General features: G+C 38.0%; 29 protein-coding genes. 18 read left to right on the top strand and 11 right to left on the bottom strand.

From position 1 onward, the window contains the following. Positions 1 to 75: 75 nt before the first annotated feature. From HNQ85_RS08620 to modA, 3 genes are all read right to left on the bottom strand, one after another. Complete coding sequence (locus HNQ85_RS08620; protein WP_181537326.1) at positions 76 to 1,404, bottom strand: ArsB/NhaD family transporter; 1,329 nt, start codon at positions 1,402 to 1,404, stop codon at positions 76 to 78. A gap of 26 nt (positions 1,405 to 1,430) precedes the next feature. Next, positions 1,431 to 1,736, bottom strand: a complete 306-nt coding sequence (locus HNQ85_RS08625; protein ID WP_246326822.1) for a hypothetical protein — start codon at positions 1,734 to 1,736, stop codon at positions 1,431 to 1,433. 200 nt (positions 1,737 to 1,936) lie between these two features. Beyond that, the gene (modA, locus tag HNQ85_RS08630; protein ID WP_181537327.1) at positions 1,937 to 2,704 is read right to left on the bottom strand and encodes a molybdate ABC transporter substrate-binding protein; all 768 of its coding nucleotides are present in this window, start codon (positions 2,702 to 2,704) and stop codon (positions 1,937 to 1,939) included. A 57-nt stretch (positions 2,705 to 2,761) separates the two neighbouring features. Between modA and HNQ85_RS08635 the strand changes: the two genes are divergently transcribed. Next, positions 2,762 to 3,322, top strand: coding sequence for a DUF5366 family protein (locus tag HNQ85_RS08635; protein WP_181537328.1), 561 nt, complete (start codon positions 2,762 to 2,764; stop codon positions 3,320 to 3,322). Positions 3,323 to 3,364: 42 nt separating this feature from the next. Here the strand turns inward: HNQ85_RS08635 and HNQ85_RS08640 are convergent, their stop codons facing one another. Continuing rightward, entirely contained in the window at positions 3,365 to 5,185 is a 1,821-nt protein-coding gene (locus HNQ85_RS08640; protein ID WP_181537329.1) for a transglycosylase domain-containing protein, read from the bottom strand. Positions 5,186 to 5,436: 251 nt separating this feature from the next. Between HNQ85_RS08640 and kapD the strand changes: the two genes are divergently transcribed. From kapD to HNQ85_RS08655, 3 genes are all read left to right on the top strand, one after another. After that, positions 5,437 to 6,060, top strand: a complete 624-nt coding sequence (gene kapD, locus HNQ85_RS08645) for a 3'-5' exonuclease KapD (protein WP_181537330.1) — start codon at positions 5,437 to 5,439, stop codon at positions 6,058 to 6,060. A 115-nt stretch (positions 6,061 to 6,175) separates the two neighbouring features. Then, complete coding sequence (locus HNQ85_RS08650; protein WP_181537331.1) at positions 6,176 to 6,391, top strand: hypothetical protein; 216 nt, start codon at positions 6,176 to 6,178, stop codon at positions 6,389 to 6,391. A gap of 79 nt (positions 6,392 to 6,470) precedes the next feature. Further along, positions 6,471 to 7,034 (top strand): superoxide dismutase family protein, encoded by a 564-nt coding sequence (locus HNQ85_RS08655; RefSeq protein WP_409994125.1) that lies wholly within the window; start codon positions 6,471 to 6,473, stop codon positions 7,032 to 7,034. Positions 7,035 to 7,179: 145 nt separating this feature from the next. Here the strand turns inward: HNQ85_RS08655 and HNQ85_RS08660 are convergent, their stop codons facing one another. Then, on the bottom strand, positions 7,180 to 8,346 hold the full coding sequence (locus tag HNQ85_RS08660; protein WP_181537332.1) for a MalY/PatB family protein: 1,167 nt from the start codon (positions 8,344 to 8,346) through the stop codon (positions 7,180 to 7,182). A gap of 54 nt (positions 8,347 to 8,400) precedes the next feature. On the opposite strand from HNQ85_RS08660, the gene HNQ85_RS08665 reads away from it, so the two are divergent. Next, a complete protein-coding gene (locus HNQ85_RS08665; RefSeq protein ID WP_181537333.1) occupies positions 8,401 to 8,664 on the top strand; it encodes a DUF1871 family protein in 264 nt (87 codons plus the stop codon). A gap of 231 nt (positions 8,665 to 8,895) precedes the next feature. On the opposite strand, the gene HNQ85_RS08670 is transcribed toward HNQ85_RS08665, so the two are convergent. After that, entirely contained in the window at positions 8,896 to 9,726 is an 831-nt protein-coding gene (locus HNQ85_RS08670; RefSeq protein ID WP_181537334.1) for an alpha/beta fold hydrolase, read from the bottom strand. 115 nt (positions 9,727 to 9,841) lie between these two features. Between HNQ85_RS08670 and HNQ85_RS08675 the strand changes: the two genes are divergently transcribed. Both HNQ85_RS08675 and HNQ85_RS08680 read left to right on the top strand, forming a co-directional pair. Beyond that, positions 9,842 to 10,342 (top strand): Lrp/AsnC family transcriptional regulator, encoded by a 501-nt coding sequence (locus HNQ85_RS08675; RefSeq protein ID WP_181537335.1) that lies wholly within the window; start codon positions 9,842 to 9,844, stop codon positions 10,340 to 10,342. Next, the gene (locus HNQ85_RS08680) at positions 10,339 to 11,508 is read left to right on the top strand and encodes an aminotransferase (protein ID WP_181537336.1); all 1,170 of its coding nucleotides are present in this window, start codon (positions 10,339 to 10,341) and stop codon (positions 11,506 to 11,508) included. Before HNQ85_RS08675 ends, HNQ85_RS08680 begins: the two co-directional genes overlap by 4 nt. A gap of 210 nt (positions 11,509 to 11,718) precedes the next feature. Here the strand turns inward: HNQ85_RS08680 and HNQ85_RS08685 are convergent, their stop codons facing one another. Continuing rightward, positions 11,719 to 12,087: a helix-turn-helix domain-containing protein gene (locus HNQ85_RS08685; RefSeq protein ID WP_181537337.1), complete on the bottom strand. Its 369-nt coding sequence runs from the start codon at positions 12,085 to 12,087 to the stop codon at positions 11,719 to 11,721. 235 nt (positions 12,088 to 12,322) lie between these two features. On the opposite strand from HNQ85_RS08685, the gene yugI reads away from it, so the two are divergent. Next, complete coding sequence (gene yugI / locus HNQ85_RS08690; protein WP_181537338.1) at positions 12,323 to 12,715, top strand: S1 domain-containing post-transcriptional regulator GSP13; 393 nt, start codon at positions 12,323 to 12,325, stop codon at positions 12,713 to 12,715. A gap of 187 nt (positions 12,716 to 12,902) precedes the next feature. On the opposite strand, the gene HNQ85_RS08695 is transcribed toward yugI, so the two are convergent. After that, the gene (locus HNQ85_RS08695; protein ID WP_181537339.1) at positions 12,903 to 13,136 is read right to left on the bottom strand and encodes a DUF378 domain-containing protein; all 234 of its coding nucleotides are present in this window, start codon (positions 13,134 to 13,136) and stop codon (positions 12,903 to 12,905) included. Between the two features lie 143 nt (positions 13,137 to 13,279). Between HNQ85_RS08695 and HNQ85_RS08700 the strand changes: the two genes are divergently transcribed. Together HNQ85_RS08700 and HNQ85_RS08705 are read left to right on the top strand one after the other, a co-directional pair. Beyond that, positions 13,280 to 14,443 carry an iron-containing alcohol dehydrogenase gene (locus HNQ85_RS08700; RefSeq protein ID WP_181537340.1) on the top strand — a complete coding sequence of 388 codons (1,164 nt, stop codon included), beginning with the start codon at positions 13,280 to 13,282 and terminating at the stop codon, positions 14,441 to 14,443. Between the two features lie 150 nt (positions 14,444 to 14,593). Next, complete coding sequence (locus HNQ85_RS08705; protein WP_181537341.1) at positions 14,594 to 15,943, top strand: glucose-6-phosphate isomerase; 1,350 nt, start codon at positions 14,594 to 14,596, stop codon at positions 15,941 to 15,943. A gap of 87 nt (positions 15,944 to 16,030) precedes the next feature. Here the strand turns inward: HNQ85_RS08705 and HNQ85_RS18055 are convergent, their stop codons facing one another. Together HNQ85_RS18055 and HNQ85_RS08715 are read right to left on the bottom strand one after the other, a co-directional pair. Next, complete coding sequence (locus HNQ85_RS18055) at positions 16,031 to 16,276, bottom strand: tyrosine-type recombinase/integrase (protein WP_181537414.1); 246 nt, start codon at positions 16,274 to 16,276, stop codon at positions 16,031 to 16,033. A 68-nt stretch (positions 16,277 to 16,344) separates the two neighbouring features. Continuing rightward, the gene (locus HNQ85_RS08715; RefSeq protein ID WP_181537342.1) at positions 16,345 to 16,551 is read right to left on the bottom strand and encodes an Arm DNA-binding domain-containing protein; all 207 of its coding nucleotides are present in this window, start codon (positions 16,549 to 16,551) and stop codon (positions 16,345 to 16,347) included. A 607-nt stretch (positions 16,552 to 17,158) separates the two neighbouring features. Here HNQ85_RS08715 and HNQ85_RS08720 point away from each other — a divergent pair. From HNQ85_RS08720 to HNQ85_RS08750, 8 genes are all read left to right on the top strand, one after another. Beyond that, positions 17,159 to 17,542 carry a DUF3221 domain-containing protein gene (locus HNQ85_RS08720; protein WP_181537343.1) on the top strand — a complete coding sequence of 128 codons (384 nt, stop codon included), beginning with the start codon at positions 17,159 to 17,161 and terminating at the stop codon, positions 17,540 to 17,542. Between the two features lie 63 nt (positions 17,543 to 17,605). After that, positions 17,606 to 17,989, top strand: coding sequence for a DUF3221 domain-containing protein (locus HNQ85_RS08725; protein ID WP_181537344.1), 384 nt, complete (start codon positions 17,606 to 17,608; stop codon positions 17,987 to 17,989). Between the two features lie 171 nt (positions 17,990 to 18,160). Next, a complete protein-coding gene (locus HNQ85_RS17935; protein ID WP_343046498.1) occupies positions 18,161 to 18,298 on the top strand; it encodes a phage holin family protein in 138 nt (45 codons plus the stop codon). Further along, positions 18,270 to 18,464 carry a phage holin family protein gene (locus HNQ85_RS17940; RefSeq protein ID WP_343046499.1) on the top strand — a complete coding sequence of 65 codons (195 nt, stop codon included), beginning with the start codon at positions 18,270 to 18,272 and terminating at the stop codon, positions 18,462 to 18,464. The genes HNQ85_RS17935 and HNQ85_RS17940 overlap by 29 nt, the downstream gene beginning before the upstream one ends. Further along, complete coding sequence (locus HNQ85_RS08735; RefSeq protein WP_181537345.1) at positions 18,457 to 19,107, top strand: glucosaminidase domain-containing protein; 651 nt, start codon at positions 18,457 to 18,459, stop codon at positions 19,105 to 19,107. The genes HNQ85_RS17940 and HNQ85_RS08735 overlap by 8 nt, the downstream gene beginning before the upstream one ends. A 266-nt stretch (positions 19,108 to 19,373) precedes the next feature. Next, the gene (locus HNQ85_RS08740) at positions 19,374 to 19,826 is read left to right on the top strand and encodes a GNAT family N-acetyltransferase (protein ID WP_181537346.1); all 453 of its coding nucleotides are present in this window, start codon (positions 19,374 to 19,376) and stop codon (positions 19,824 to 19,826) included. A 326-nt stretch (positions 19,827 to 20,152) separates the two neighbouring features. Then, positions 20,153 to 20,518: a YybH family protein gene (locus HNQ85_RS08745; protein ID WP_181537347.1), complete on the top strand. Its 366-nt coding sequence runs from the start codon at positions 20,153 to 20,155 to the stop codon at positions 20,516 to 20,518. A 307-nt stretch (positions 20,519 to 20,825) separates the two neighbouring features. After that, positions 20,826 to 21,230: a YugN-like family protein gene (locus tag HNQ85_RS08750; RefSeq protein ID WP_181537348.1), complete on the top strand. Its 405-nt coding sequence runs from the start codon at positions 20,826 to 20,828 to the stop codon at positions 21,228 to 21,230. Here the strand turns inward: HNQ85_RS08750 and HNQ85_RS08755 are convergent. Further along, entirely contained in the window at positions 21,227 to 22,219 is a 993-nt protein-coding gene (locus tag HNQ85_RS08755; protein WP_181537349.1) for a potassium channel family protein, read from the bottom strand. The two genes, HNQ85_RS08750 and HNQ85_RS08755, sit on opposite strands and share 4 nt — an antisense overlap. Positions 22,220 to 22,227 lie beyond the last annotated feature (8 nt).

Below are 22,227 nucleotides of genomic sequence, written 5' to 3' on the forward strand. Positions count from 1 at the left end.
CTCTATACTATATGCATGAAAAATAAAAAAGAGCGCGTTCGCTTGATGAACGCGCTTTTTCTTAGAAAATCGTTCCTACATGAGATAACGAATCCAAATATAGGCATGAGAGATAAGCAGAGCAATGAGCGTTAAAGGAGCTCCGATTTTAAGAAAATCAAAATAGCTGAATCCGTGACCTTCACGCGACGCCATTCCTGCAACAATGACGTTGGCTGATGCCCCGATGAGCGTTCCGTTTCCACCTAAGCAGGCTCCGAGTGCCAATGACCACCATAACACATCGATTTGTGGAGAGTCAGGGGATAAGCCCATGCCGACTGCCATATCTTGAATAAGCGGAATCATTGTTGCGACAAACGGAATGTTATCAATCGTTGCTGAAGCAATACCGGATACCCAAAGAATTAAATAAGAAGCTACGGAAATGTCTCCACCTGTTACTTTTAACGCGTGCTCGGCTAGGCTTTTAATTAAACCGATATCAACAAGTCCACCGACCAATGTAAATAAGCCGGCAAAGAAGAAAATCGTTACCCATTCGACAGAAGCAAATACTTCTTCAAGTTCATGCTCTTTAACGCCGATTAACATTAAAATAATCGCTCCTGTCATCGCGATAACCGCCGCATCGAGATGAATAACAGAGTGGAAAATGAAACCTAAAATTGTCAATCCTAATACAGTTACCGATTTTTTTAATAAAACAACATCTTTGATATATTCCTTTTCGTTAATTTGCATTAATTGTTCAATCAATTTTTGATCGGATTTTAGTTGGTTGCGGTATATAAAGTATAGAATCGTTACGGTAACAAGCATGATAACGATTACAATAGGTGTTAAATGAAATAGAAAATCATTAAAATCGAGATGTTTGTTCGCTGAGCCAATCATAATATTCGGCGGATCTCCGATTAATGTTGCGGTTCCGCCAATATTGGAAAATAATACTTCTGAAATTAAATAAGGTACAGGATTTACACGTAATATTCTTGTAATGGAAAACGTTACAGGAACGATTAACAATACGGTCGTAACGTTATCAAGAAATGCGGATAACGTAGCTGTTAACAATGATAAGATCACTAAAATCTGAATCGGATTTCCTTTTGCCATTTTTGCTGCTTTAATAGCAACATATTGGAAAAAACCAGATTTACTTGTGATGTTGACAAGAATCATCATCCCGATAAGGAGGGTGATCGTTCCCCACTCAATATGATGTGTATACGCCTTATGTAAATCAACGATGCCGAACCCAATCATGAATGCCGCGCCAAGTAAAGCAATCACAGCACGATTGATTTTTTCAGAAATGATGATGGCATAAGTAATTAAAAAGATGCCGATCGCTAGGTAGTACTGGAAGTTCGAAACTTCATTTGTTATTGTTTCATGCAATGGTCTTCATCCCTTCGTTGTTATAATTATTTGGCATTCACTGGACCGCCGTATGATGGACCATTTAATTTGTTTCCATCTTTATGTAGTTCTTTGAGATAAAATGAGAATTGACGATGATCGCAAGTAAACTCTATTAGGCGGTCAATAAATAATTTGCTTGATGCACGACTAGGAATGGAGGTGTCGACTACTTCGACATGGATATCTTCTCGTGAGTCATCTTCCTCTAATACAAGTCCTTCTTTTTCGTTCTTCGTTCCTCTAGCCATGGTTAAGAATGTGTTGTTCAAGCTAGCTGTGTGAGGAGTGATGAAGCATATCTTCGGCAAGCTTCATTCATTGTAAGGGAATCAAAGTCTACAATTGGCTTTTGTTTGTTCCAGTAGCCTCTTAGCTGATCTTTTGTGAAAATGAATATCATAATTTTATGGATAATAACGTTTTTCAACCCCGAACTCCGCCTTTTTACGATAACATATGACATAAATTATATTATTTTAAGCGCATCTTCAAATATTATAGGGCACCTTTATCTTTCTTCCAATATAAATCCGAACTCTTTAAAAATTTTTTTCGTTTCATTACTTTGTAAATAGTATAAAAAATCCTTTGCCTGCTTTTTATGAGGAGACGACTGAATAACTCCCGCTTCATATACGATTGGTTCTTTAAAGAGATGATGATTTGCTTGAGCGGCAATATCTATTTTTTTAGAAGAAAGAGCATCTGTTCGATAGACAATTCCCGCTTCTGCATTTCCTGATTCAACGTAAGTCAGCACTTCGCGGACATCTTTCGCCAAGATCAGCTTCTTTTTTACTTTATCCCAAACATGTACAGCTTCGAGCCACTGCTTTGCATAGGCTCCGGCAGGAACGGTTTCCGGAATACCAATGGCAATCGTTTGAATATTTTTGGTTGTTAAATCTTCCGGTGAGTGAATGGGTGTTGTGATTGTTTTTGAAGCAATGAGAACAAGCTCATTGTAAACAAGATGATTGTTTTGCCTTGGTATAATGAACCCTTTATTCTTTAACTCTTTAAAGACATCTGGTGATGCAGAAATAAAAAGATCGACAGGTGCTCCTTGTTCGATTTGCTTTTTAAGCGTGCCGGTTGAAGCAAAATTGAATGATAATTGCACAGATGGATGTTTTGCTTCATATTGTTTCTTAATGGAGCTAAGAACGTCTTTCATGCTTGCTGCAGCTGAAATCGTTAATGTCGTTTTTGGTTCGGCTGAGTTAGAGCAGCCAAATAACAGAAAAATGAGCAATAAATGAATCCATTTTTTCATGTGATATTCCCTCTCTATAGTGCATCTTTTATAATGAAAGCGTAGGAGGCTGTATTTATGAAAAATACATATGTAACCGGATATTTGCCACTCATTGCGATTATATTATACAGCATAGCTTTTGGCATTTATGTAGAAATAGAAATCATTCGTTTATTTAAAAAATTTGGTTTATATGGCGGAATGTTAGAGTTTTTTTCGGAAAACGGAATCAAACTCACTCTTTTTTTCCTCGCAAGTTTGCTTTTTTTTATGCTTTTTTCCGCTTTAAAATTAATTGCTGATACGATGATTCAGCTGTCGATGCTATTTTTTTCAAAAGATCGACATGGATTGGTTTTAAATGAAATTCGTTTTGGCTCGGTGTTTTATGTTTTGAGCGGAATGTTGTCTCTTCTGTTTGTCAATTATATTGTCGTTGTTGCTGCTCTCTTTTTAGTAACAACACTCGTATATTTTATTTACTTTGTTTATAAAACGTATTCTACGTTAACGCCAGCAGGTCTTATTGGAATGGTGTTTTTTCATATTGCATTCTGGTTTGCGTTTATGTTAACGATTGTTTATGTATGTATAAAACTGTATAACAGTTTTTTAGAGAGTCTGCCCCTTTCATGATGAAAAGCAAGGAGGTTGACTATGGAAATGGTCAACCTCTTGTCATTTTTTAGATTGCATAATCGTTTTCCAGATGTGTAAATGCGGTGTTTGTTTACTAATCAATTCTATATTTGTCGGCTTGTCTTGGCCAACCCATACACCGGCAGTATAAACATTTGTAAGCCCGATGAACCATAAATCTTTATAATCGTTTGTTGTCCCTGTTTTTCCGCCGATATAAGGGCTTGGAAAATAAGCTTTTTTCGCTGTCCCTTCCTTCACGACTTGAGCGAGCATTTTCCGCATTATATCATTTGTCTTTTTGCTCCAAACTTTCTTTGTGTGTTGCGGCCATTCATAAAGCACATTTCCTTGTAAATCTGTCACTTTGCGAATGGCATGCGCTTTTTGAAACATTCCGTCATGGGCAAATGTTGTATAGGCGTTTGTTAATTCAAGTGGTGTCATTCCTTTTGTAAAGCCGCCAATCGCTGCCGGAAGTGCGTAGTCTTTAGTTGTCAGACTGTTGAATTCAAATTTTTTCAAATAGGCAAATGCTTGCTCTATTCCGATTTCATCAAGCAACCGTACGGCTGGAGTGTTATATGAATATTGGAGCGCCGTTTCTAGCGTTACCATTCCGTAAGTGCGATTGCTGTAGTTTTTTGGACAGTAACCATTTTTACAAAACGCCTTTGCACTAACGAGTGAATAGGAGGTTGCTCCAAATCGATCGATATAAGGGCCGTACACAAGCAGCGGTTTAATAGCGGAACCGGGTTGACGATACGCTTGAAAAGCGCGGTGAAAGTCAAACTTTTTGTAATGTTTGCCGCCGGTTAAAGCGATAATTTCATCGGTTGTATGGTCGATCACGACAGCTGCTCCCTGCACATTTTTGTACGGAAGATATGTTTGAACCGCCGCGATGGCTTTCTGTTGAATGCGTGGCTCGAGAGATGTGTAAATCCGCACTCCCGATTGCAATACTTCGCTTGCCCGCTTGTCCAATTGTTCACCGCTGATTCCTTCTTTGAGGGAAATGAGTTGTTTTAATTCATGGTACACATATGTAACATAATCAGGAAAAAGGTCAACCGGTTTTTGTAAGCGTAAGGAAATTTGTTCCGAACGCGCTGCATCGAAGGTTTCCTTGTTAATAATCCCTTTGTTGAAAAGAATTTGCAGGATGCGCTCCTGTCGTTTTTTTGTTTCAGTAAAATGAGTGAGCGGGTCATATAATGACGGATTGTTTGGAATCGCACATATAAACGCAAGTTCCCCAAGGCTTAATTGCTTAAGCGGGCGGCTGAAATAGTATTGAGCAGCCGTTTCGATTCCGTAAATACCGTTTTGAAAATAAATCGCGTTTAAGTATAATTCTAAAATCTCATCTTTTGTCAGCTTTTTCTCGAGTTGGTAAGCGTAAAGCAATTCACTTAATTTCCGGTTCAATGTTTTTTCATGATTTAAAAAAAGATTCCGGGCAAGCTGTTGCGTAATGGTGCTGCCTCCTTGTTCAAGAGCGCCGCTTTTTGCGTTGACAATCGCGGCCCGAGTTACTCCTGCTATGTCAAATCCAGAATGTTCATAGAAGTGGGAGTCTTCTGTTACAATGAATATTTGTTTCACAATGTCTGGTATCTCTTTTAACGAAATATATTTCCTTTTTTGCTCGTTAATATGTTCGGAAATTAATTCGTTATTTCGGTCATAAATATAACTGTTTTGCTGTAAATGAATATCGTTCATTTTGATTTTTCCTTCAAGGACTGCTGAAACAGGTTTGACATTGTTCCATTCTTCCCCAACTTTTAAAACGAGTATATAAAAGCAAGACAAGGTCAATAACGTCAATAAATACCCAATCATTGCACGCATTTATTTATCACTTCCTCTGTAAAAAAGACACTACGTTTCATACTATCATTTTCCATGTATACACAGGTGCGGTCAATGCTGGGTAAATGGTTTGAATATTTCGCCTTTTTTTAAATATTTTTCGAAAAAAACCGTAAAAGAATGGAATCTCATGATATAATGAAAATAATACCATTGGTCGAAATAATATTTTTGCTTTGTTATTGAAAAGGTTGTAATATTTTATTTTCTGAAAAAGGGGGGACAGAGATGTGAAGGAAGGACATCAATATTTATTTCTTGACTTTGAATTCACGATGCCCGAAAGTAAAAGAAGTCCGCGTGGTTTTTTTCCAGAAATTATTGAAGTCGGTCTTGTTTCCGTATTAAATGGTGAAATTTATGATCAATTTTCTGCTTATGTAAAGCCGATTAAGTTTCCAATTTTGACAGAGAGATGTAAATCATTTTTAAATATAACACAAGAACAAGTAGACAAAGGAATTAGCCTTCAGGAACTTGTCGGCCGGCTGAAGAAATATGACAGCCTATATCCAAGTACGGTTATTACATGGGGAAATATGGATATGAAAGTGCTCAGGCATAACTGTTCGCAAGCGAGTCTCCCATTTCCGTTCACCAGTGAGCATCGCGATTTAGCGATGGAATATAAAAAGTTTTTTGGAGAGCAAAATCAAACCGGTTTATGGAAAGCTGTACAAGAGTACGGAAACGAAGGGGTTGGCAAACATCATTGTGCGCTCGATGATGCATTCACAACGTATAATATTTTCAAATTGATTGAAAAGGATAAAAAATATATGGCAAAACCAAAGCCGCCGACGATTGGCGACCGTGTCGACTTCAGCAAGCTGTTAAATAAATTTGCTTTGTAATGGGCCAAGTCACTCCAAAAGTGATTTGGCTTATTTATTTCCAAAAGTAGAAGTGGGCGAAACACCTTTGATATAATATGGTTATAAATCTATATGTGTGAAAGGTTGTCGAAAGATGTTATTGAATTATATATTGAACTTATTTTTATATTTTCCAGAAGATAAATCGGAATACATTCCGGCGGCGATTACGTTTACGCTGTTTTTTATTGCCGCTATATTGGCAATGCGTTTCATTATCAAAATTTCTAAGCGTCAAGAGGAAAAAGCAAAAGAGTTTGAGGAACAGCTGAGAAAGCAAAATATGATAAAAGATGATCAACAGTTATAGATATTGTTTATTAAGGAAACACTAGACCCAAAAACGTGTTTTTGGAGGGTCTTACGTGTTAAAAAGAGGAACGCTTTTTTTGTGTGTTTTCGCTGTTTTAGGCGCTTGTACCGAACAGCCACCGACAAAGATGGATGTAGAGATGTTTAATAGCTTTGGTGATTCATTAGGAACGGTTAAGCTGTCAGAACAGCCGGAAGGGGTTAAACTTGAATTAAATCTTGAAGGATTGCCGCCGGGGGAGCATGCTTTTCACATTCATGAAAAAGGAAGCTGCAAGCCACCAGACTTTAAATCAGCAGGTAATCATTATAATCCGGACGATAAAAAGCATGGTCTGCTTCATCCCGAAGGAGCTCATGCCGGTGATTTGCCCAATTTAATTGTGGGAGAAGACGGAAAAGTCAAAGCGGAGATTCTTGCTCCGCAAGTGACGTTAAAGGAAGGAAAAACAACATTATTAACAAAAGAGGGAACATCTCTCGTGATACATGCGAAAAAAGATGATGGGATGACACAGCCGGCAGGGGATGCCGGTGGAAGAATTGCCTGTGGAGAAATAAAGAAAATGGAAGGCAAAGGCGAAAGCAAAGAAGAGAAACATGAGCGGGAAAAAACGGGAGAAAATAAAGCGGGCAAGTAAGAGTAAAGGATTTAGTAGCAATAAGAGGCTGTCCATAAGTGTATGATCTCAGGCGCATCCACAGTAATGTAGTTTATTTAACCTGTGTTGTGGGGTCTGACACTTTGCTTTTTGGACAACCTCTTTATTTGTTGTTTCGTTATATTTACAAATCCGCTAGTGCTGCTACTAATCTCTTCAATGCTTCTTGCAATGTTTCCCGAGTGCAAGCGACATTTAAACGAATAAAACCGTTACCGTCTTCGCCAAATTTGTTCCCTGGTTCAACAGCAATTCTTCCTTTCTGTAAAAGAAGTTGTTTTAGTTCTTGGTCGCTTTTTTGTAGCTTGCGGCAATCAATCCATACAAGGTAGGTAGCTTCCGGTTTCATTACTTTCAATTTTGATAAATGTTTTTCAATAAAGGAACAAGTTAATTCAACATTTCCCTCGATATATTTCAATAAATCGTTAAGCCATTGTTCGCCATGCTGGTAAGCAGCTTCCGTCCCGATGACTGCAAACGTATTGAGCGTGAAAAAACCTTGCCGCTGTTGAACGTTATCAAACTGTTTTTTTAATGCGCGGTTTGGAATAATTGAGATAGCGGATTGTAAGCCGGCTAAATTAAACGTTTTTGTTGGAGCGATACACGTGACTGAGATTTGAGCAAACTCCTCGGAAATCGAGGCAAACGGTGTATGTCGGGAACCAGAAAAAACTAAATCGGAATGAATTTCATCGGAAACGACAATGACATTGTGTTCAAGACATAACTCTCCCAACCTAGCCAACTCCTCTTTTGACCATACCCGTCCTCCGGGATTATGTGGGTTGCATAGAAGTAACAATTTTGCTCCTTTTATCTTTTCTTTCAGGTTAGCGAAATCCATTTCATATTTTCCATTTGTCAGTTGAAGCGGATTGAGTACAAGTTCACGGTTGTTTTTTTGGACGAGCTGGAAAAACGGATAATAAACAGGAGTTTGTACGATAATTTTATCACCTGGAGAGGTAAACGCTTGAATAGCAGTTGCTAAAGCGGGTACCACTCCGGTAGAAAAGGAGAGCCATTTACTGTTAATTCGCCATTCGTGCTTGCCCGCCATCCAGTTGCAAACGGCTTGTTTTAGCGAAACAGGAATGGATGTATAGCCAAAAACGCCATGCTCCACTCTTTTTATCAAAGCTTCAATCACTTCCGTAGGAGCTTGAAAATCCATATCAGCTACCCACATTGGCAATACATCTTTTACACCAAAAATGCGTTCTGTTTCATCCCACTTGACAGAATAGGTGTTTCGCCGTTCAATAAAATCGTCAAACGAATACATGAAACATCTCTCCATTTCCTATATGCTCATGTTAAAATAAAAAAGGTGATGAAGATGAATACGCAAAAAATGAATATGACGCTATTAGATATGATTCAGCACTGGGATCCGCTTGGTTATGGCAGCGACGCTTACGAAACAGAGGCTGTCGACGTTTTACAAGCCGTTCACGAATGTGATGCAATTAAGCCATTAGCAAGAAAAATTCAAGCTATTTATGAATTCTCGTTTGAAGAGGTTATTCCTTTGGAAAAATGCATGAAAATAGCAGAGGAATTATTAAAAGTGAAAAATGAAGCGGAATGTACGATTAACTAATAGGCTGACCCATAAGTGTCTGACCTTACGTGAAATCCATCATAATAATTAGTTCTCATCCGTTATGTATTATAGATGGGGGGGCTGGCACTTTGGGGTCAGCCTATTTGTTATCTGTAATATCCCATATGTTAAAAAACATTTACGGAGATGAAGAACATTTTGCTGCGAGAGCTAATGAGAGCATCTCCGTTTTTTTATTTATCTAGGAAAAGACCTTATCGCTCTATTCTAATGAATAAACCTTAAAATTTGCTCATACACATGACTCGGTTTTTCTTCAGGCAAAAGGTGGCCTGTTTTCGGAAATGAAATAAATTGCGAGTTTGGCAAGTCCTGATGAAGCCTTTTGCCAATATGAATCGGCACGACCTTATCTTCCTCGCCCCAAACGAGCAGACTGGGCGTTTTAATTTTTTTTAATTCCTCAGAGGATAAATCTCCTTCACGATGGCGAATGAGCCGGGCGAGTGCTTTAAAAATTTGCTCATCATAAAACGGCTGTTCATATCCTTTACACATTTCTTCGTCAATCAATGAATGGTCATAGATGACATTTAATAAATTTTTCTCTACTCCTTGCCGCTCGAGCCAACGTTTCACATATAAATGAAAATACGGAATATATGTGGAGAGAAGAAGCGGCATTTGTGCGCGTTTCAAATAACCTGAGCTACATAACAAGATCATTTGCTGGACTAAATCCGGACGTTGTTTTGCGATGTTTAAGGAAATTTGTCCGCCCATGGAATGTCCTACTAAAATGCAGCTTCGTATTTGCAGGCGAGCTAATAGTTCAATAACAAGTGTAGCGAGATTTTTATACGTATATTGAAAACGAATGGATTTTTCGCTTTTGCCGAACGGAGGCAAATCAAGCGCTAATACCGAAAAATCATTCATCAAGTATGGAATAAGCCGTCGGTAGCTGAAGGTGGACGAGAGAAAGCCGTGAATTAACACAATAAAAGGTTGATTGCTTCGTTGATTGTATAGCTCATAGTGGATGTTCACTCCATGGATATTGGCTGTGAAATGGTTCGCTGCTGCAATGGTTGTCATCTCTCTTTCACCTCAACAATTGCTTTTCTTTTATTGTAACCAATGAACTTTACGAAAATTTTTCGTGCAAATTTATTCAAATTATGTGAAAATTCTAATATAGGAGGGGTTAACTATGAAATTAACAGAAAAAGAATTAGAAGTAGTGGAAATACTGGCTAAAAATGCACGTTTGCCGCTAGAAACAATTGCAAAAATGGCATCGTTATCCATCGAAGAGACAGAGCAGATTGTGCACAAATTAGAAGAAGAAAAAGTGATTGTGCAATACGCAGCGATTGTTGATTGGCGTAAAATCGATGGACACGAAGGTGTTACAGCGATGATTGATGTGAAAGTAACACCGAAACGCGGCGTTGGTTTTGATGAAGTAGCGGAAAGAATTTATAAATTTCCGGAAGTCAAATCTGTTTATTTAATGTCCGGTGCGTACGACTTGTCCGTTGTGATTGAAGGACGTTCCATGTCTGAAGTAGCGCATTTTGTTTCCGAAAAGTTATCGACGCTCGATTCGGTTATTTCAACAACAACCCATTTTATTTTAAAAAAGTATAAACATGACGGAACTGTTTTTGAACAGGGGGATCAAGACAAACGGATCGTGATGTCGCCATGACATACAGAACAAAAGAATATTTATCGGAAACCGTAGTGAACTTAAAGCCATCAGGTATCCGCCGATTTTTTGACTTAGCGGCAAGCATGGAAGGAGTGATTTCTCTCGGAGTAGGGGAACCTGATTTTGTGACATCATGGAGCGTGCGGGAAGCGTGTATTCTTTCTCTAGAACAAGGGTATACGTCTTATACGGCAAACGCGGGACTGTTGGAGCTTCGTGAAGAGATTGCATCCTATCTTTTGCGTAATTTTCATGTTGGATATGATCCAAAAACAGAAATTCTGGTAACAGTCGGGGCTAGTCAAGCGCTTGATTTAGCCCTTAGAGCGATTATCAATCCTGGCGATGAAGTCATTGTGGTGGAACCAAGCTTTGTTTCGTATATACCGCTTGTTGTCTTGGCAGGAGGTATTCCTGTTTCCATACAGACGAGCGGAGCAGATGAATTTAAGCTGCAGCCGCAGCAAATAGAACAAGTCATTACCTCGAAAACAAAAGCGCTCATTCTTTGTTCTCCTAACAATCCAACCGGTACGGTGTTGAATAAAAAAGAGCTCGAAGCAATTAGTGAAATCGTCAAAAAGTATGATTTACTTGTTATTTCTGATGAAATTTATGCCGAATTAACCTATGACGAGGCGTATACAAGTTTTGCCGCTATCGAAGAGATGCGCGAGCGGACGATTCTCGTCTCCGGTTTTTCAAAAGGATTTGCGATGACAGGATGGCGGCTTGGCTTTGCGGCTGCTCCTTCGGAATTTTTACAGGCAATGTTAAAAATTCACCAATATACAATGATGTGCGCCCCAACGATGGCGCAATATGGTGCGATTGAGGCATTAAAAAACGGTGCGAATGACGTTGAGGAAATGAAGAAAAGCTATCGCCGCCGTCGTAATTATTTTGTGCAATCATTAAATGAAATGGGGCTATCTTGCCATTTGCCGGGTGGAGCTTTTTATGCGTTTCCTTCTATCAAAGCAACAGGCCTAACGTCAGAACAATTCGCTGAACAGCTATTGTTAGAAGAAAAGGTAGCGGTTGTGCCAGGAATGGTTTTCGGCGAAAGCGGGGAAGGATATATTCGCTGTTCCTATGCTTCTTCCCTTGAGCAATTACAGGAAGCTGTTAAGCGCATGAAGCGTTTCTTAACTAGATTATGAAGACGATTTGGCTTTTCTGTCCCGCGGCAATGCGGTGACGGAAAAGTTGACATATATTTAAAAAGTGTAATGGCTATTATTGAATGGAATACATTACAGCATAAACTAATGTCCAATTCGTTTATGAAGTACGTTAGCCTTAGCGGCAATAAACAGTTTTCATCCTTAAAAAAGACAAATTCCAAATCAGGAATTTGCCATCAATGATTTTTACTCTGTTTGCGATTGATTATATTTAATTTCATAAAGCATTTGCATGACGCGTAAAAAATCTTCTTCGCTAAATTCTTTTGCTTTTCGCAAAATCAACTTTGCTCGTTTTATGCCGATTTCCTTAATGAGATATTCGATTTCCGGGTCAAGCCCTGAAGAGTTGGAAACTTCTTGTTCCATCAATTCTGATGCAGGCACATCAAGAGCGGTTGAAAGCTTTAAAATGGTTTGTGTGTCGGGGATTTGTTCTCCCGATTCATATTTTTGAATTGTTGCCGTTCCTACTCGTACTTTTAGCGCTAATTCTTGCTGGCTCATTTTTCGTTGTTCGCGGTACTTTTTTATGTTTTGGCCAATTGTGTTCATTTTTTCTTCCTCCTTTATATTCATTATGTGAGTTTTCTATGTTTATCATATCATTTTTTTCGAATTGTACTTATCGAATGCTATCGTTTTTTGCATTAATTTAGGTAAAGTTTATTTAATTTGTCACATTTCTTATTAAGACATGGAGTTTTTTTGATTATACATATTCATAGTGGTATAATCTAAAATTGCATATTTAACAGTATCCAAATTAAAGAAAATTAGGAGTGTTTTCATGGCAAAGTTTGCAGTAGGTAGTATCGTAAAAGGAAAAGTAACAGGGATTCAGCCTTATGGTGTATTTGTAGCACTTGATGAAGATACGCAAGGGCTTGTACACATTTCGGAGATTGCGCATGGGTTTGTTAAAGACATCAATGAGCATGTGAGAGTTGGCGATGAAGTAACAGTGAAGGTTCTTTCTGTAGACGAAGAGTCAAAAAGAATCAGCCTTTCTATAAAGGCAACAGAAAGTCAGCCTGTAAAACAAGCATTGGTTGAGAAAAAAGTAAAACGGCAAGCAAAAATAAAAACGAGTGCCGAAGAACCAAGAGGATTTAACACATTAAAAGAGAAGTTACAAGAATGGATTGAACAGTCAAAGCGTGAAGATTTACTTAACAAATGACGAAAAGGGCTGACCCGAAAGTGTCTGACTTCACGCACAATTCATGATATATAGTGATTGATCCATGTTATACACTATATATTGTAATTGTGGGGGACACTTCGCTTGGGGTCAGCCTCTTTTGTTTGCAGTTAGGCGCGTTTGCCTCCGCTTTTCTTATTGTCTAGCTCCGGCGCCTCCGCTTTTCTTATGTCCTAGAAACTTTTGGTTCAGTGCGTCCGAGTTCTTCAGCTGGTTTGAATAAAAGGGCAAGGTTGATTAAACCCGCGATTCCGATAAGACTGTAAATGATGCGTGATAACCAAGAGTCTTGTCCTCCGAAAATAGCAGCAACTAAGTCAAATTGAAAGAAGCCGATTAAGCCCCAGTTGATTGCTCCGATAATTGTAAGTAATAGTGCGATACGTTGAAGTGTACTCATAAACGGATTCCTCCTTTTTTATATCATTCGCTTTTAGGTTGCATAACAAGTGATAAAAATATTCATTGCATTAAAGAAGTGTCTTTACTTTACATAACAGGGAAAAATTAATGATAATGAAAGTGTGAAGGAGGGAATAAGTGATGCAGAATTTTACGTTTCATAATCCGACAAAACTAATTTTCGGAAAGGGACAAATTGAACAACTAAAACAAGAAATCCCTAAATATGGTAAAAAAGTTTTACTTGTATATGGTGGTGGCAGCATTAAACGTAACGGCTTGTACGATCAAGTTATGAACATTTTGAACGAGTTAGCTGTTGAAGTATTTGAGCTCCCGGGAGTGGAACCAAATCCGCGTCTTTCTACTGTACATAAAGGCGTAGATATTTGTAAAAAAGAAAATATTGAATTTTTATTAGCCGTCGGCGGCGGTAGCGTGATCGACTGCACAAAAGCGATTGCCGCGGGGGCAAAATACGATGGTGACCCATGGGATTTCATTACGAAGAAAACGACAGTAACGGAAGCTCTTCCATTTGGTACGATTTTAACGCTGGCGGCAACCGGCTCAGAAATGAACTCTGGTTCCGTTATTACGAATTGGGAAACAAAAGAGAAATATGGATGGGGAAGTCCTGTGACATTCCCTCAATTCTCTATTTTGGATCCAACCTACACATTGACGGTTCCAAAGGATCATACGATTTACGGCATTGTTGATATGATGTCACACGTCTTTGAACAATATTTCCATAATGTAAAAAACACCCCTCTGCAAGACCGTATGTGCGAAGCGGTATTGCGTACGGTGATGGAAACAGCACCAAAGCTTGTTAATGATTTGGAAAATTATGAGCTGCGCGAAACGATTCTTTACTGTGGTACGATTGCCTTAAACGGTTTTCTGCAAATGGGCTTGCGCGGAGATTGGGCAACACATAGAATCGAACATGCTGTTTCTGCTGTTTATGATATCCCGCATGCAGGAGGGCTTGCGATTTTATTCCCAAATTGGATGAAACACGTGCTTGATGAAAACGTCGCTCGCTTTAAACAACTAGCGATTCGTGTGTTTGATGTTAACCCAGAAGGAAAATCTGACCGTGAAGTCGCTTTAGAAGGTATTGAAAAGCTGCGTGAGTTTTGGTCAAGCATCGGTGCCCCATCCCGTTTAGCTGATTACGGAATTGGCGAAGAAAATCTGGAATTAATGGCAGATAAGGCAATGGCGCATGATGAGCTCGGGCGGTTTAAACCATTAAATCGTGACGATGTCTTAGCGATTTTACGTGCCTCGCTTTAATGTTTCAAAAGCTCATACGACATGTATGAGCTTTTTCTAAAAAATGTCACAAATGAATTCGCTTACAAATTCTCCGCTAACTTGATTATCGAAGCTCATTTCGTTAAAGTGGAATAAGGTAAAAAATTTTTGGTTTGGAGGAACGAATACATGACACATATTCGTTTTGATTACTCAAAAGCATTATCTTTTTTTGGAGAACATGAGCTTACATATTTACGTGATGCAGTAAAGGTTGCGCATCATTCATTACATGAGAAGACAGGAGCGGGAAATGATTTTTTAGGCTGGATTGACCTTCCTGTCGATTATGATAAAGAAGAGTTTGCCCGCATTCAAAAAGCAGCGGAAAAAATTAAATCAGACTCTGACGTTTTGCTTGTCATCGGTATTGGCGGTTCTTACTTAGGAGCGCGCGCAGCGATTGAAATGTTGCAACACTCTTTCTATAACGCTCTTCCAACAGAAAAACGGAAAACACCACAAATTATTTTCGTTGGTAACAACATCAGCTCCACATATATGAGAGATGTAATGGATTTGTTGGAAGGAAAAGACTTCTCCATTAACGTCATTTCTAAATCAGGAACAACAACAGAACCAGCGATTGCTTTCCGCATTTTCCGTAAGTTGCTTGAAGAAAAATACGGAAAAGAGGAAGCACGTAAGCGTATTTATGCAACAACGGATAAAGCGCGCGGTGCATTAAAAACGTTAGCAACAGAAGAAGGATATGAAACATTTATTATTCCAGATGATGTTGGTGGACGCTACTCTGTCTTAACAGCGGTTGGTTTGCTTCCAATTGCGGTGAGCGGTGCGAACATTGAAGAAATGATGAAAGGGGCAGCTCAGGCTCGTGAAGACTTCAGTAAATCAGAGCTTGAAGAAAACCCTGCTTATCAGTACGCAGCTGTTCGCAACATCCTTTACAATAAAGGGAAAACGATTGAAATGCTTATTAACTATGAACCGGCGCTGCAATATTTTGCTGAGTGGTGGAAGCAGCTGTTTGGCGAGAGTGAAGGAAAAGATCAAAAAGGAATTTTCCCTGCATCTGCCAATTTCTCAACTGACCTTCACTCATTAGGGCAATATATCCAAGAAGGTCGCCGCGATTTATTTGAGACGGTATTAAAGGTGGAAAAGCCACGCCATGACTTAGTGATTGAGGCGGAAGAAAGTGATTTAGACGGATTGAATTACTTAGCTGGCCAAACGGTTGATTTTGTCAACACGAAAGCATTTGAAGGAACGCTTCTTGCGCATACAGACGGTGGTGTGCCGAATTTAGTCATTACACTTCCAGAATTAAATGAATACACATTCGGTTATCTTGTGTATTTCTTTGAAAAAGCTTGCGCGATGAGCGGGTATTTGTTAGGTGTGAACCCGTTTGACCAACCAGGTGTAGAAGCGTACAAAGTGAATATGTTCGCACTTTTAGGTAAACCTGGGTATGAAGAGAAGAAAGCGGAGCTTGAAAAACGCTTGAAATAACGGTATTTTTCGAAGAATCGAGAAAAGAAAAAGAGCAGATTTTCGGAGTGCAAAAATGGTGTTTGACTACATTTTGACCACATTTTTTCAAATGTGGTTTGACATGTACTCCGAAAATCTTTTTCTCGATTCTTTTTTCATTTTTTTCGTGATAGGGGTGTACGTATCCGCCGTGATGGAGATGCTTTCGTGGCCTAAGTTGAACGTGTTATGAAAGTATTTGACTGTTGACTCTTTTCTCGTTTTCAAAAGTTCATTAATGAAATTCTGGTATTGATGTCTGGAAATGTCCTTTACCCGTATATGGCCGAAAGAAGGAATAAAATACTTTATAGATGTATCTCAAATGTGTTCGGTACGTCCATTCTTTTACCTTCCCTTTTTTGTATGTATCGACCTATTCAAGCAAATCCTCTCTTACATACAAGCAGTCGATCGTTTTTCTTCATATATGCTTTCATATATACTTTCATATATACTCCGTTCGCTAATTCACACTCTAATTTCGCAGTGGCCAATTGCGCCTCTATCTTTGTTCGAAATCTTCGTTTCGTTGTTGTCTTTCTTTTCCCGGTCGATGGGCCAATCCCAACGTCCAGTTTGAGCATCCGCTTTTCCCCGTCTTTGTACTTTTGAAAGGATGCCCATGGATTGATGACTCCTTTTCTGTTATATTATCTTAAATGCCGATCGTCGTTTAGTATAATGGGACGAACCGAAGAGCCAGTCACTTGACGCATATGTTCAGGCATTGCTTTCGAGGCCTCACAAGTTTACGGGAAAGTCACTTTAATCAATCCGTTATACGACTACATGGATGTACTTGAATTTGATTATTCTCCTCTTGGCATCAAAGGAAAATACGTTCGGATGGACGATACCACTCAAAGATGGTGCTCGAATGAGACACGAAGTCTAGTGTCCATATGATAGACCATGATTTTTTTCTTTCGAAATTCATGAACAAAAAAGAAGAAAAAATTATTCAATTTACGAGGGTGGACTCGAATTACAGCAGCGGTCGCTCTCGTTTGATTTTTGACGGAGAAAGTGTAGTGCCCCCTGTATTTGGAGAGTTATACACTGTAACCGTATGACAGAGTGATGGTATTCAAAGGTGGTGTTTTAGGAAAAATCGTTTGAGGAGAGAGATAAATCAAAATGAACTGGAACTAAATGACTATTTATTCGTCTAATAAATTGGAGGTGATAATTATGCAGAAAGTCCTATTTGTTTTCTTAGGTATGTTTTTATTTTTAACAGCTTGCTCAACTCAGAGTTCAACAGATAACTCGACTGACAGTGCAACTCATGTAGAGTATCTAAAGGTGGAAGGTTACGTTGTTGAAAAGCGTGAACGTGGTGGTGTATATCAGTTGCTTGTTATCGGAAATATAACCAAAGATGATGTGGAAAATAAGACAAAGCAGGAGTTGATTAAAGAAAGGAACGGCACATACTTCTATGTCAAAAAAGAAATTTATTCAAAGGTACAAGAAGGGCAGAAAGTGATTGTGTGGATGGAGAAAGGACAACCAGTAAACCTATCAACCCCTGCAGAAACTAGTGCAAAAAAGGTTGAAATAATCGAAGAATAGAAATGATTTTCTGACATATTTTAACTAAAAAAGTAATAACATACGCGTAGAAAGGTTGATAGCGTGAAAAGACTGTTATTGATTCTATTTTTAATAACAGTGATTATTTCTGGTTGTACAAATGAGAGTGGGAAAAAGACGTCTAAAACAAAGGAAAGGCCTAAATATCAAGAGTGTTCGGAAGAAGGCTATATTATAAGTAAAAATGACGATTCCATTTGGGTTATTTCAACGATTGAAAAGGATGATATAAAGAATAAAACTGAAAAAGAACTAAATGAATTATTTCGATTTAAAGGTGTAGTTTTCGATATTCAAAATATTAGCAAAGAAACTAAAACGCGGTTAGAAGAAAAACAAAAGGTTAAAGTTTACTGTAATGAGATATTAAAGGAATCAGCCCCAAGTCAAGGAGAAGCAATTAAAATTGAAGTATTAGAAGAATAAACTTATACTGATCGTTCTTTAGGACAATAAGGAGCTTTTTAAGGCTCTTTATTTATTTCATTAGGAAATGCGTGATTGAATGGAACGATTTGATGTTGTTTTCAAAACTCGTGCTGCCATTTTTGGTGGTATTGTGGGTTTAACGACTAGATTGCTTGTTGCTCTATTTGGATGAGTGTTATTGATTATGGCAGCGGCGTAGCTGCAGAATATATAGAGAAAACATTATTTAGCAAAGTTGGATTGAAAGGGATAGTCAAAAAAGTTATGATCATTTGTAATGATTGCTCTTGTTTATCAAGTCGATAGTGCGCTCGGAATAAAAAATATGTTCCGAGATGCTACTATCGTTTTTTATATGACCAACGAATTGTTAAGTATTTTTGAAAATGCGGGAAGAATGGGAGTAGCTGTTCCAGACAGCTTCATGCAAGCAGTAGAGATCCTTAAAGGAGAGGAGAAAAAGGATGAGTAGAATGGACTTCATTAAAACGATTGTCCCTTACGCGCAACGGATTCAAAAAAAGTACAAAATTCTGACTTCTTTTGTGATTGCACAGGCTTGCCTTGAGAGTAATTATGGACAAAGTGGACTAGCTCAGAAGGGAGAAAATCTTTTCGGGATTAAAGGAAGTTATAAAGGGCAATCGATTACGATGAGGACTCATGAATATGAGAAAGGAAAAAAGGTATCGATTGATGCACCTTTCCGAAAATATCTTTCTTGGTATGAGAGTTTAGAAGACTTAGCTCAACTTTACCACAACGGCGTATCCTGGGATAAAAACAAGTATCGTCCGATCATCGGTGAAACGAACTACATTCTCGCCTGCAAAAAAGTCCAGGAATGTGGATATTGCACCGATCCGAATTATGAGGCGAAGCTAATGAATATCATTGAAAAATATGAACTTTATAAATATGATAAGGTTGGAAATAAGAGATTAGTGAAAGCTGCAGACATAAAAGAAGAATCTCAAGTTTATATCGTGAAAAAAGGCGATACATTGAGCGCGATTGCAAGACGGTACAAAACAACAGTACAAAGTTTAGTTAAGTTGAACAACATCAAAAATCCTGATCTAATTCGTGTCGGACAAAAATTGCGCTTAAAATAGAGTCCCTGCCAAAACGGTAGGGACTTTTTTATTAAGATAAGGGAAGGAAATTATTTGAATTATGTGGTAATAATAGTTAGTTTATGGTAATGTATTTCCAAAAAAGATAATGCTATATTACCTGGAATTTAGCGAAGAAATAATCTGATCAGCAAATTTTATTTAGATTCGCATTTAATGAGATTTTTCTGGTCAACTACAAGGTAGTTCAAAAGGGATATGTTGTATGGAGAAATTATCTAGGTTTATTGCAAGGGGGAATTTTAATGGAGAATACTATTCGTTTATTATCAGAAAGAGATTTAGAAGAAGTAGCTAAAGTTTTCACCTGTGTTTTTAGTTCGGAACCTTGGAACGAATCTTGGAGTTTCGAGACATCTTATAAACGATTGTTAGATATAAGTCAGACTCCTGGATATATAGGAATAGGTTATTTTGATTCCAACAATCGATTAATGGGGTTTTTAGTTGGAAACGAAGAGCAATGGGCAGATAGCAAAAGATTTTACATTAATGAAATCTGCGTTCTAGCTAATATTCAACAAAAGGGAATTGGTACGAGCTTACTCAATTACTTAAAAAACATTCTTTTAAAGAAAAAAGTTGATTTAGCATATTTATCCACAGAGAGAGGAGAAGGAAAACCAGAGTTATTTTTTACAAAGAATGGCTATGTGACAAATAAATCAAGAATCTTAATGACAATGAAGATATCTTGAGGGGTTAGTAGCTTTTCTTTAGTGTTTTTATTTTTAATTAAGGAGTGCGTTAGTTAAAGAACGAAGGTCAACATTTGTTTTCTAAAGAAGCTATGTATGATGTGAAGAATGCTTAAAGCGTTTCATAGCCATTCATTTTCACTATTTCTAAAGAAGTGACGTATATTTTAGAAGCGCAAATGTTTATACGCAAAAAGCCCTCTCAAATGAGAAGGATTATATATATTGGAATTAGTTTGAATTTTCAGGAATTATCAAACAGTATTAGGGAGGATTATTGAATAAGGAATTTAAATGAAACAATTGTTGTTCAGGAGGTTTAATGAATGGGGTATAAAAAAGCATTACAGCAATACATAGAGGCAACGAATACCCATGATTTCAATAATGTGAAAAAAATGTTGCATGAAAATGCTATTTTTTGGTTTACAGACCAAACATGTACAACTATACAAGAAATCCAAAATTATTTTGAAAATGCTTGGGATATCATTAAAGAAGAAGTTTATACTGCAAACCATGTACACTGGTTAACCGTTGATCAAAATTCTGCAACTTGTACTTATACCTATCATTATGAAGGTTATCATAACGGAGAATTTGTTTCGGGTAGTGGTAGAGCCACTAATGTGTTCGTTAAAAACGAAAAAGGTGAATGGAAATTAATCCATGAGCATTTAAGCAGTCTCTAATCTTACAGCTATGTTGGATGGAGGAGTGATAGCTGAACAACAAAGAGAGAATATTTTACAAAAAAAGATGTGTAAAAAAGATCTTCTTATCCGAAAGGGGCTTTAAATACCCTAACAGTTGTTTTTTCTTCGCTTCAAATATTACCCACGGGACTGGAAGGTAGAGGTGAAAACAAGATGGACAGAAGATGGAACTTCAAAAATGGTTGAAATAAGCGGAGGGGCTTTCTTATTATGGAAAGCCTCTTTTTGTATAAGTAATATATTTACAATTGGGGCAACCTATCTAAAAAAGGAGGTTGTTCATATGATTGAAATTCCTTCTCGCCTTGAGGGGAAAACATTCCGGTTGTATAAATTGGAACAAGAGCTCAAGCCGCTCGGTTACACGATTGGCGGTAACTGGGATTATGACCACGGCTCATTCGACTACAAAATTGATGATGAAGTCGGTTATCAATTTTTGCGCGTGCCATTTGAAGCAGTCGATGGGCAGCTTGATTCGCATGGTACAACAGTGAAGCTTGGAAGACCGTATTTGCTGTCGCACAAATATCAGGTTGGTTTAGATGACAATGTTCATGTCGGCAATTTAGGTACTTCACTCAACCAGTTTTCCGAGCCTCAGGATCCAGACGCTCAGTTTCCAGAAAAATATATTAATGTTGGCAAAGCTTTAGTAAAAGAATTGGAAGAAACCTTGCTTCATTAATGTTTCAAAATGAATAATTGGTCATTTTTTTCAATGACAAAATGAGGGGAAGGATTAAGATAAGATTCTTCTCCTCTAATAATGCCAAGTAAAAGAATTTGCTGTTCCCAAAGCATTTCATGTCCTTGTTTAAAAGTCTTTCCAATCATATCGTTAGGGGCATCGACCGGTTGCAATTTTTCGACTTTTAATTGATCCAATAAATGTTCAACGATTTGTGAAATTCCCGGAGATAACATGCTGTTCATCATCATAAAACTAGAAAGTGAATTCGTCTGAATGACTTCATCTGCTCCTGCCCGTTTCGCATTGTTCACTTGATGAGCAGTAAGAATTTCAATGATTGCATAAATATGGGGATTCAGTCCTTTCATCGTTAACAAGGTTAAAATCGCTGCCATATCTGCTTCCATTTCATTTTTATGCTGATCGGCAGTAATCAACACTGTTTTCGCTTTTGCAATGTTAGCTTTATGTAGGATATGCTCGTACGTCGGATTTCCTTTTATAAAGTGAACGTTTTTATTTGATATCGGAAGTTTGTCTAGTGTTTCATCAATAATGACAAAGGACATAAAAGGACGAAACTCCGTTAATTGGCTTAACAATTTCCTCACTCGTTCGTTCCAGCCAATGATAATCGTATGCCCTTCTTTTGTATAGGCAAGCTTTCCGTTCATTAATGCATTTTCTTTAGAAACCGCTGCAGCCGATAAAGCGGCAAAATAAGCAGAGATGAATCCTGTGCCTAACAAAATGAGAAGAATCGCTATTAATTTTCCTGCCGTTGTTTCCGGAACGAAATCTCCATATCCGATTGTCGAGGTTGTGACAATTGCCCACCATATGCCATCAAAAATCGTGCGGTATGTTTTTGGTTCAATGAGATGAATCAAGAATCCGAATAAAAGAACAAAGCTGCCGCCTGTAAGTAAAATACGAGAAAATAATGGAAGTCGAAGATAAGCACTCATTAAATAAAATCTCATACATGTTT

Origin of the sequence: [Anoxybacillus] calidus, assembly GCF_013760845.1 — a bacterium.
In the GTDB taxonomy this organism is placed as follows: Bacteria; Bacillota; Bacilli; order Bacillales; family Anoxybacillaceae; genus Paranoxybacillus; species Paranoxybacillus calidus.

Excerpts from the sequence above, each read along its gene's own strand:
- modA (WP_181537327.1), bottom strand. The coding sequence starts at position 2,704 with ATGAAAAAATGGATTCATTTATTGCTCATTTTTCTGTTATTTGGCTGC.
- HNQ85_RS08635 (WP_181537328.1), top strand. The coding sequence starts at position 2,762 with ATGAAAAATACATATGTAACCGGATATTTGCCACTCATTGCGATTATA.
- HNQ85_RS08640 (WP_181537329.1), bottom strand. The coding sequence starts at position 5,185 with ATGCGTGCAATGATTGGGTATTTATTGACGTTATTGACCTTGTCTTGC.
- HNQ85_RS08650 (WP_181537331.1), top strand. The coding sequence starts at position 6,176 with ATGTTATTGAATTATATATTGAACTTATTTTTATATTTTCCAGAAGAT.
- HNQ85_RS08660 (WP_181537332.1), bottom strand. The coding sequence starts at position 8,346 with ATGTATTCGTTTGACGATTTTATTGAACGGCGAAACACCTATTCTGTC.
- HNQ85_RS08665 (WP_181537333.1), top strand. The coding sequence starts at position 8,401 with ATGAATACGCAAAAAATGAATATGACGCTATTAGATATGATTCAGCAC.
- HNQ85_RS08670 (WP_181537334.1), bottom strand. The coding sequence starts at position 9,726 with ATGACAACCATTGCAGCAGCGAACCATTTCACAGCCAATATCCATGGA.
- HNQ85_RS08675 (WP_181537335.1), top strand. The coding sequence starts at position 9,842 with ATGAAATTAACAGAAAAAGAATTAGAAGTAGTGGAAATACTGGCTAAA.
- HNQ85_RS08680 (WP_181537336.1), top strand. The coding sequence starts at position 10,339 with ATGACATACAGAACAAAAGAATATTTATCGGAAACCGTAGTGAACTTA.
- HNQ85_RS08685 (WP_181537337.1), bottom strand. The coding sequence starts at position 12,087 with ATGAACACAATTGGCCAAAACATAAAAAAGTACCGCGAACAACGAAAA.
- yugI (WP_181537338.1), top strand. The coding sequence starts at position 12,323 with ATGGCAAAGTTTGCAGTAGGTAGTATCGTAAAAGGAAAAGTAACAGGG.
- HNQ85_RS08695 (WP_181537339.1), bottom strand. The coding sequence starts at position 13,136 with ATGAGTACACTTCAACGTATCGCACTATTACTTACAATTATCGGAGCA.
- HNQ85_RS08700 (WP_181537340.1), top strand. The coding sequence starts at position 13,280 with ATGCAGAATTTTACGTTTCATAATCCGACAAAACTAATTTTCGGAAAG.
- HNQ85_RS08705 (WP_181537341.1), top strand. The coding sequence starts at position 14,594 with ATGACACATATTCGTTTTGATTACTCAAAAGCATTATCTTTTTTTGGA.
- HNQ85_RS08715 (WP_181537342.1), bottom strand. The coding sequence starts at position 16,551 with ATGCTCAAACTGGACGTTGGGATTGGCCCATCGACCGGGAAAAGAAAG.
- HNQ85_RS08720 (WP_181537343.1), top strand. The coding sequence starts at position 17,159 with ATGCAGAAAGTCCTATTTGTTTTCTTAGGTATGTTTTTATTTTTAACA.
- HNQ85_RS17935 (WP_343046498.1), top strand. The coding sequence starts at position 18,161 with ATGAGTGTTATTGATTATGGCAGCGGCGTAGCTGCAGAATATATAGAG.
- HNQ85_RS17940 (WP_343046499.1), top strand. The coding sequence starts at position 18,270 with ATGATTGCTCTTGTTTATCAAGTCGATAGTGCGCTCGGAATAAAAAAT.
- HNQ85_RS08735 (WP_181537345.1), top strand. The coding sequence starts at position 18,457 with ATGAGTAGAATGGACTTCATTAAAACGATTGTCCCTTACGCGCAACGG.
- HNQ85_RS08740 (WP_181537346.1), top strand. The coding sequence starts at position 19,374 with ATGGAGAATACTATTCGTTTATTATCAGAAAGAGATTTAGAAGAAGTA.
- HNQ85_RS08745 (WP_181537347.1), top strand. The coding sequence starts at position 20,153 with ATGGGGTATAAAAAAGCATTACAGCAATACATAGAGGCAACGAATACC.
- HNQ85_RS08750 (WP_181537348.1), top strand. The coding sequence starts at position 20,826 with ATGATTGAAATTCCTTCTCGCCTTGAGGGGAAAACATTCCGGTTGTAT.
- HNQ85_RS08755 (WP_181537349.1), bottom strand. The coding sequence starts at position 22,219 with ATGAGATTTTATTTAATGAGTGCTTATCTTCGACTTCCATTATTTTCT.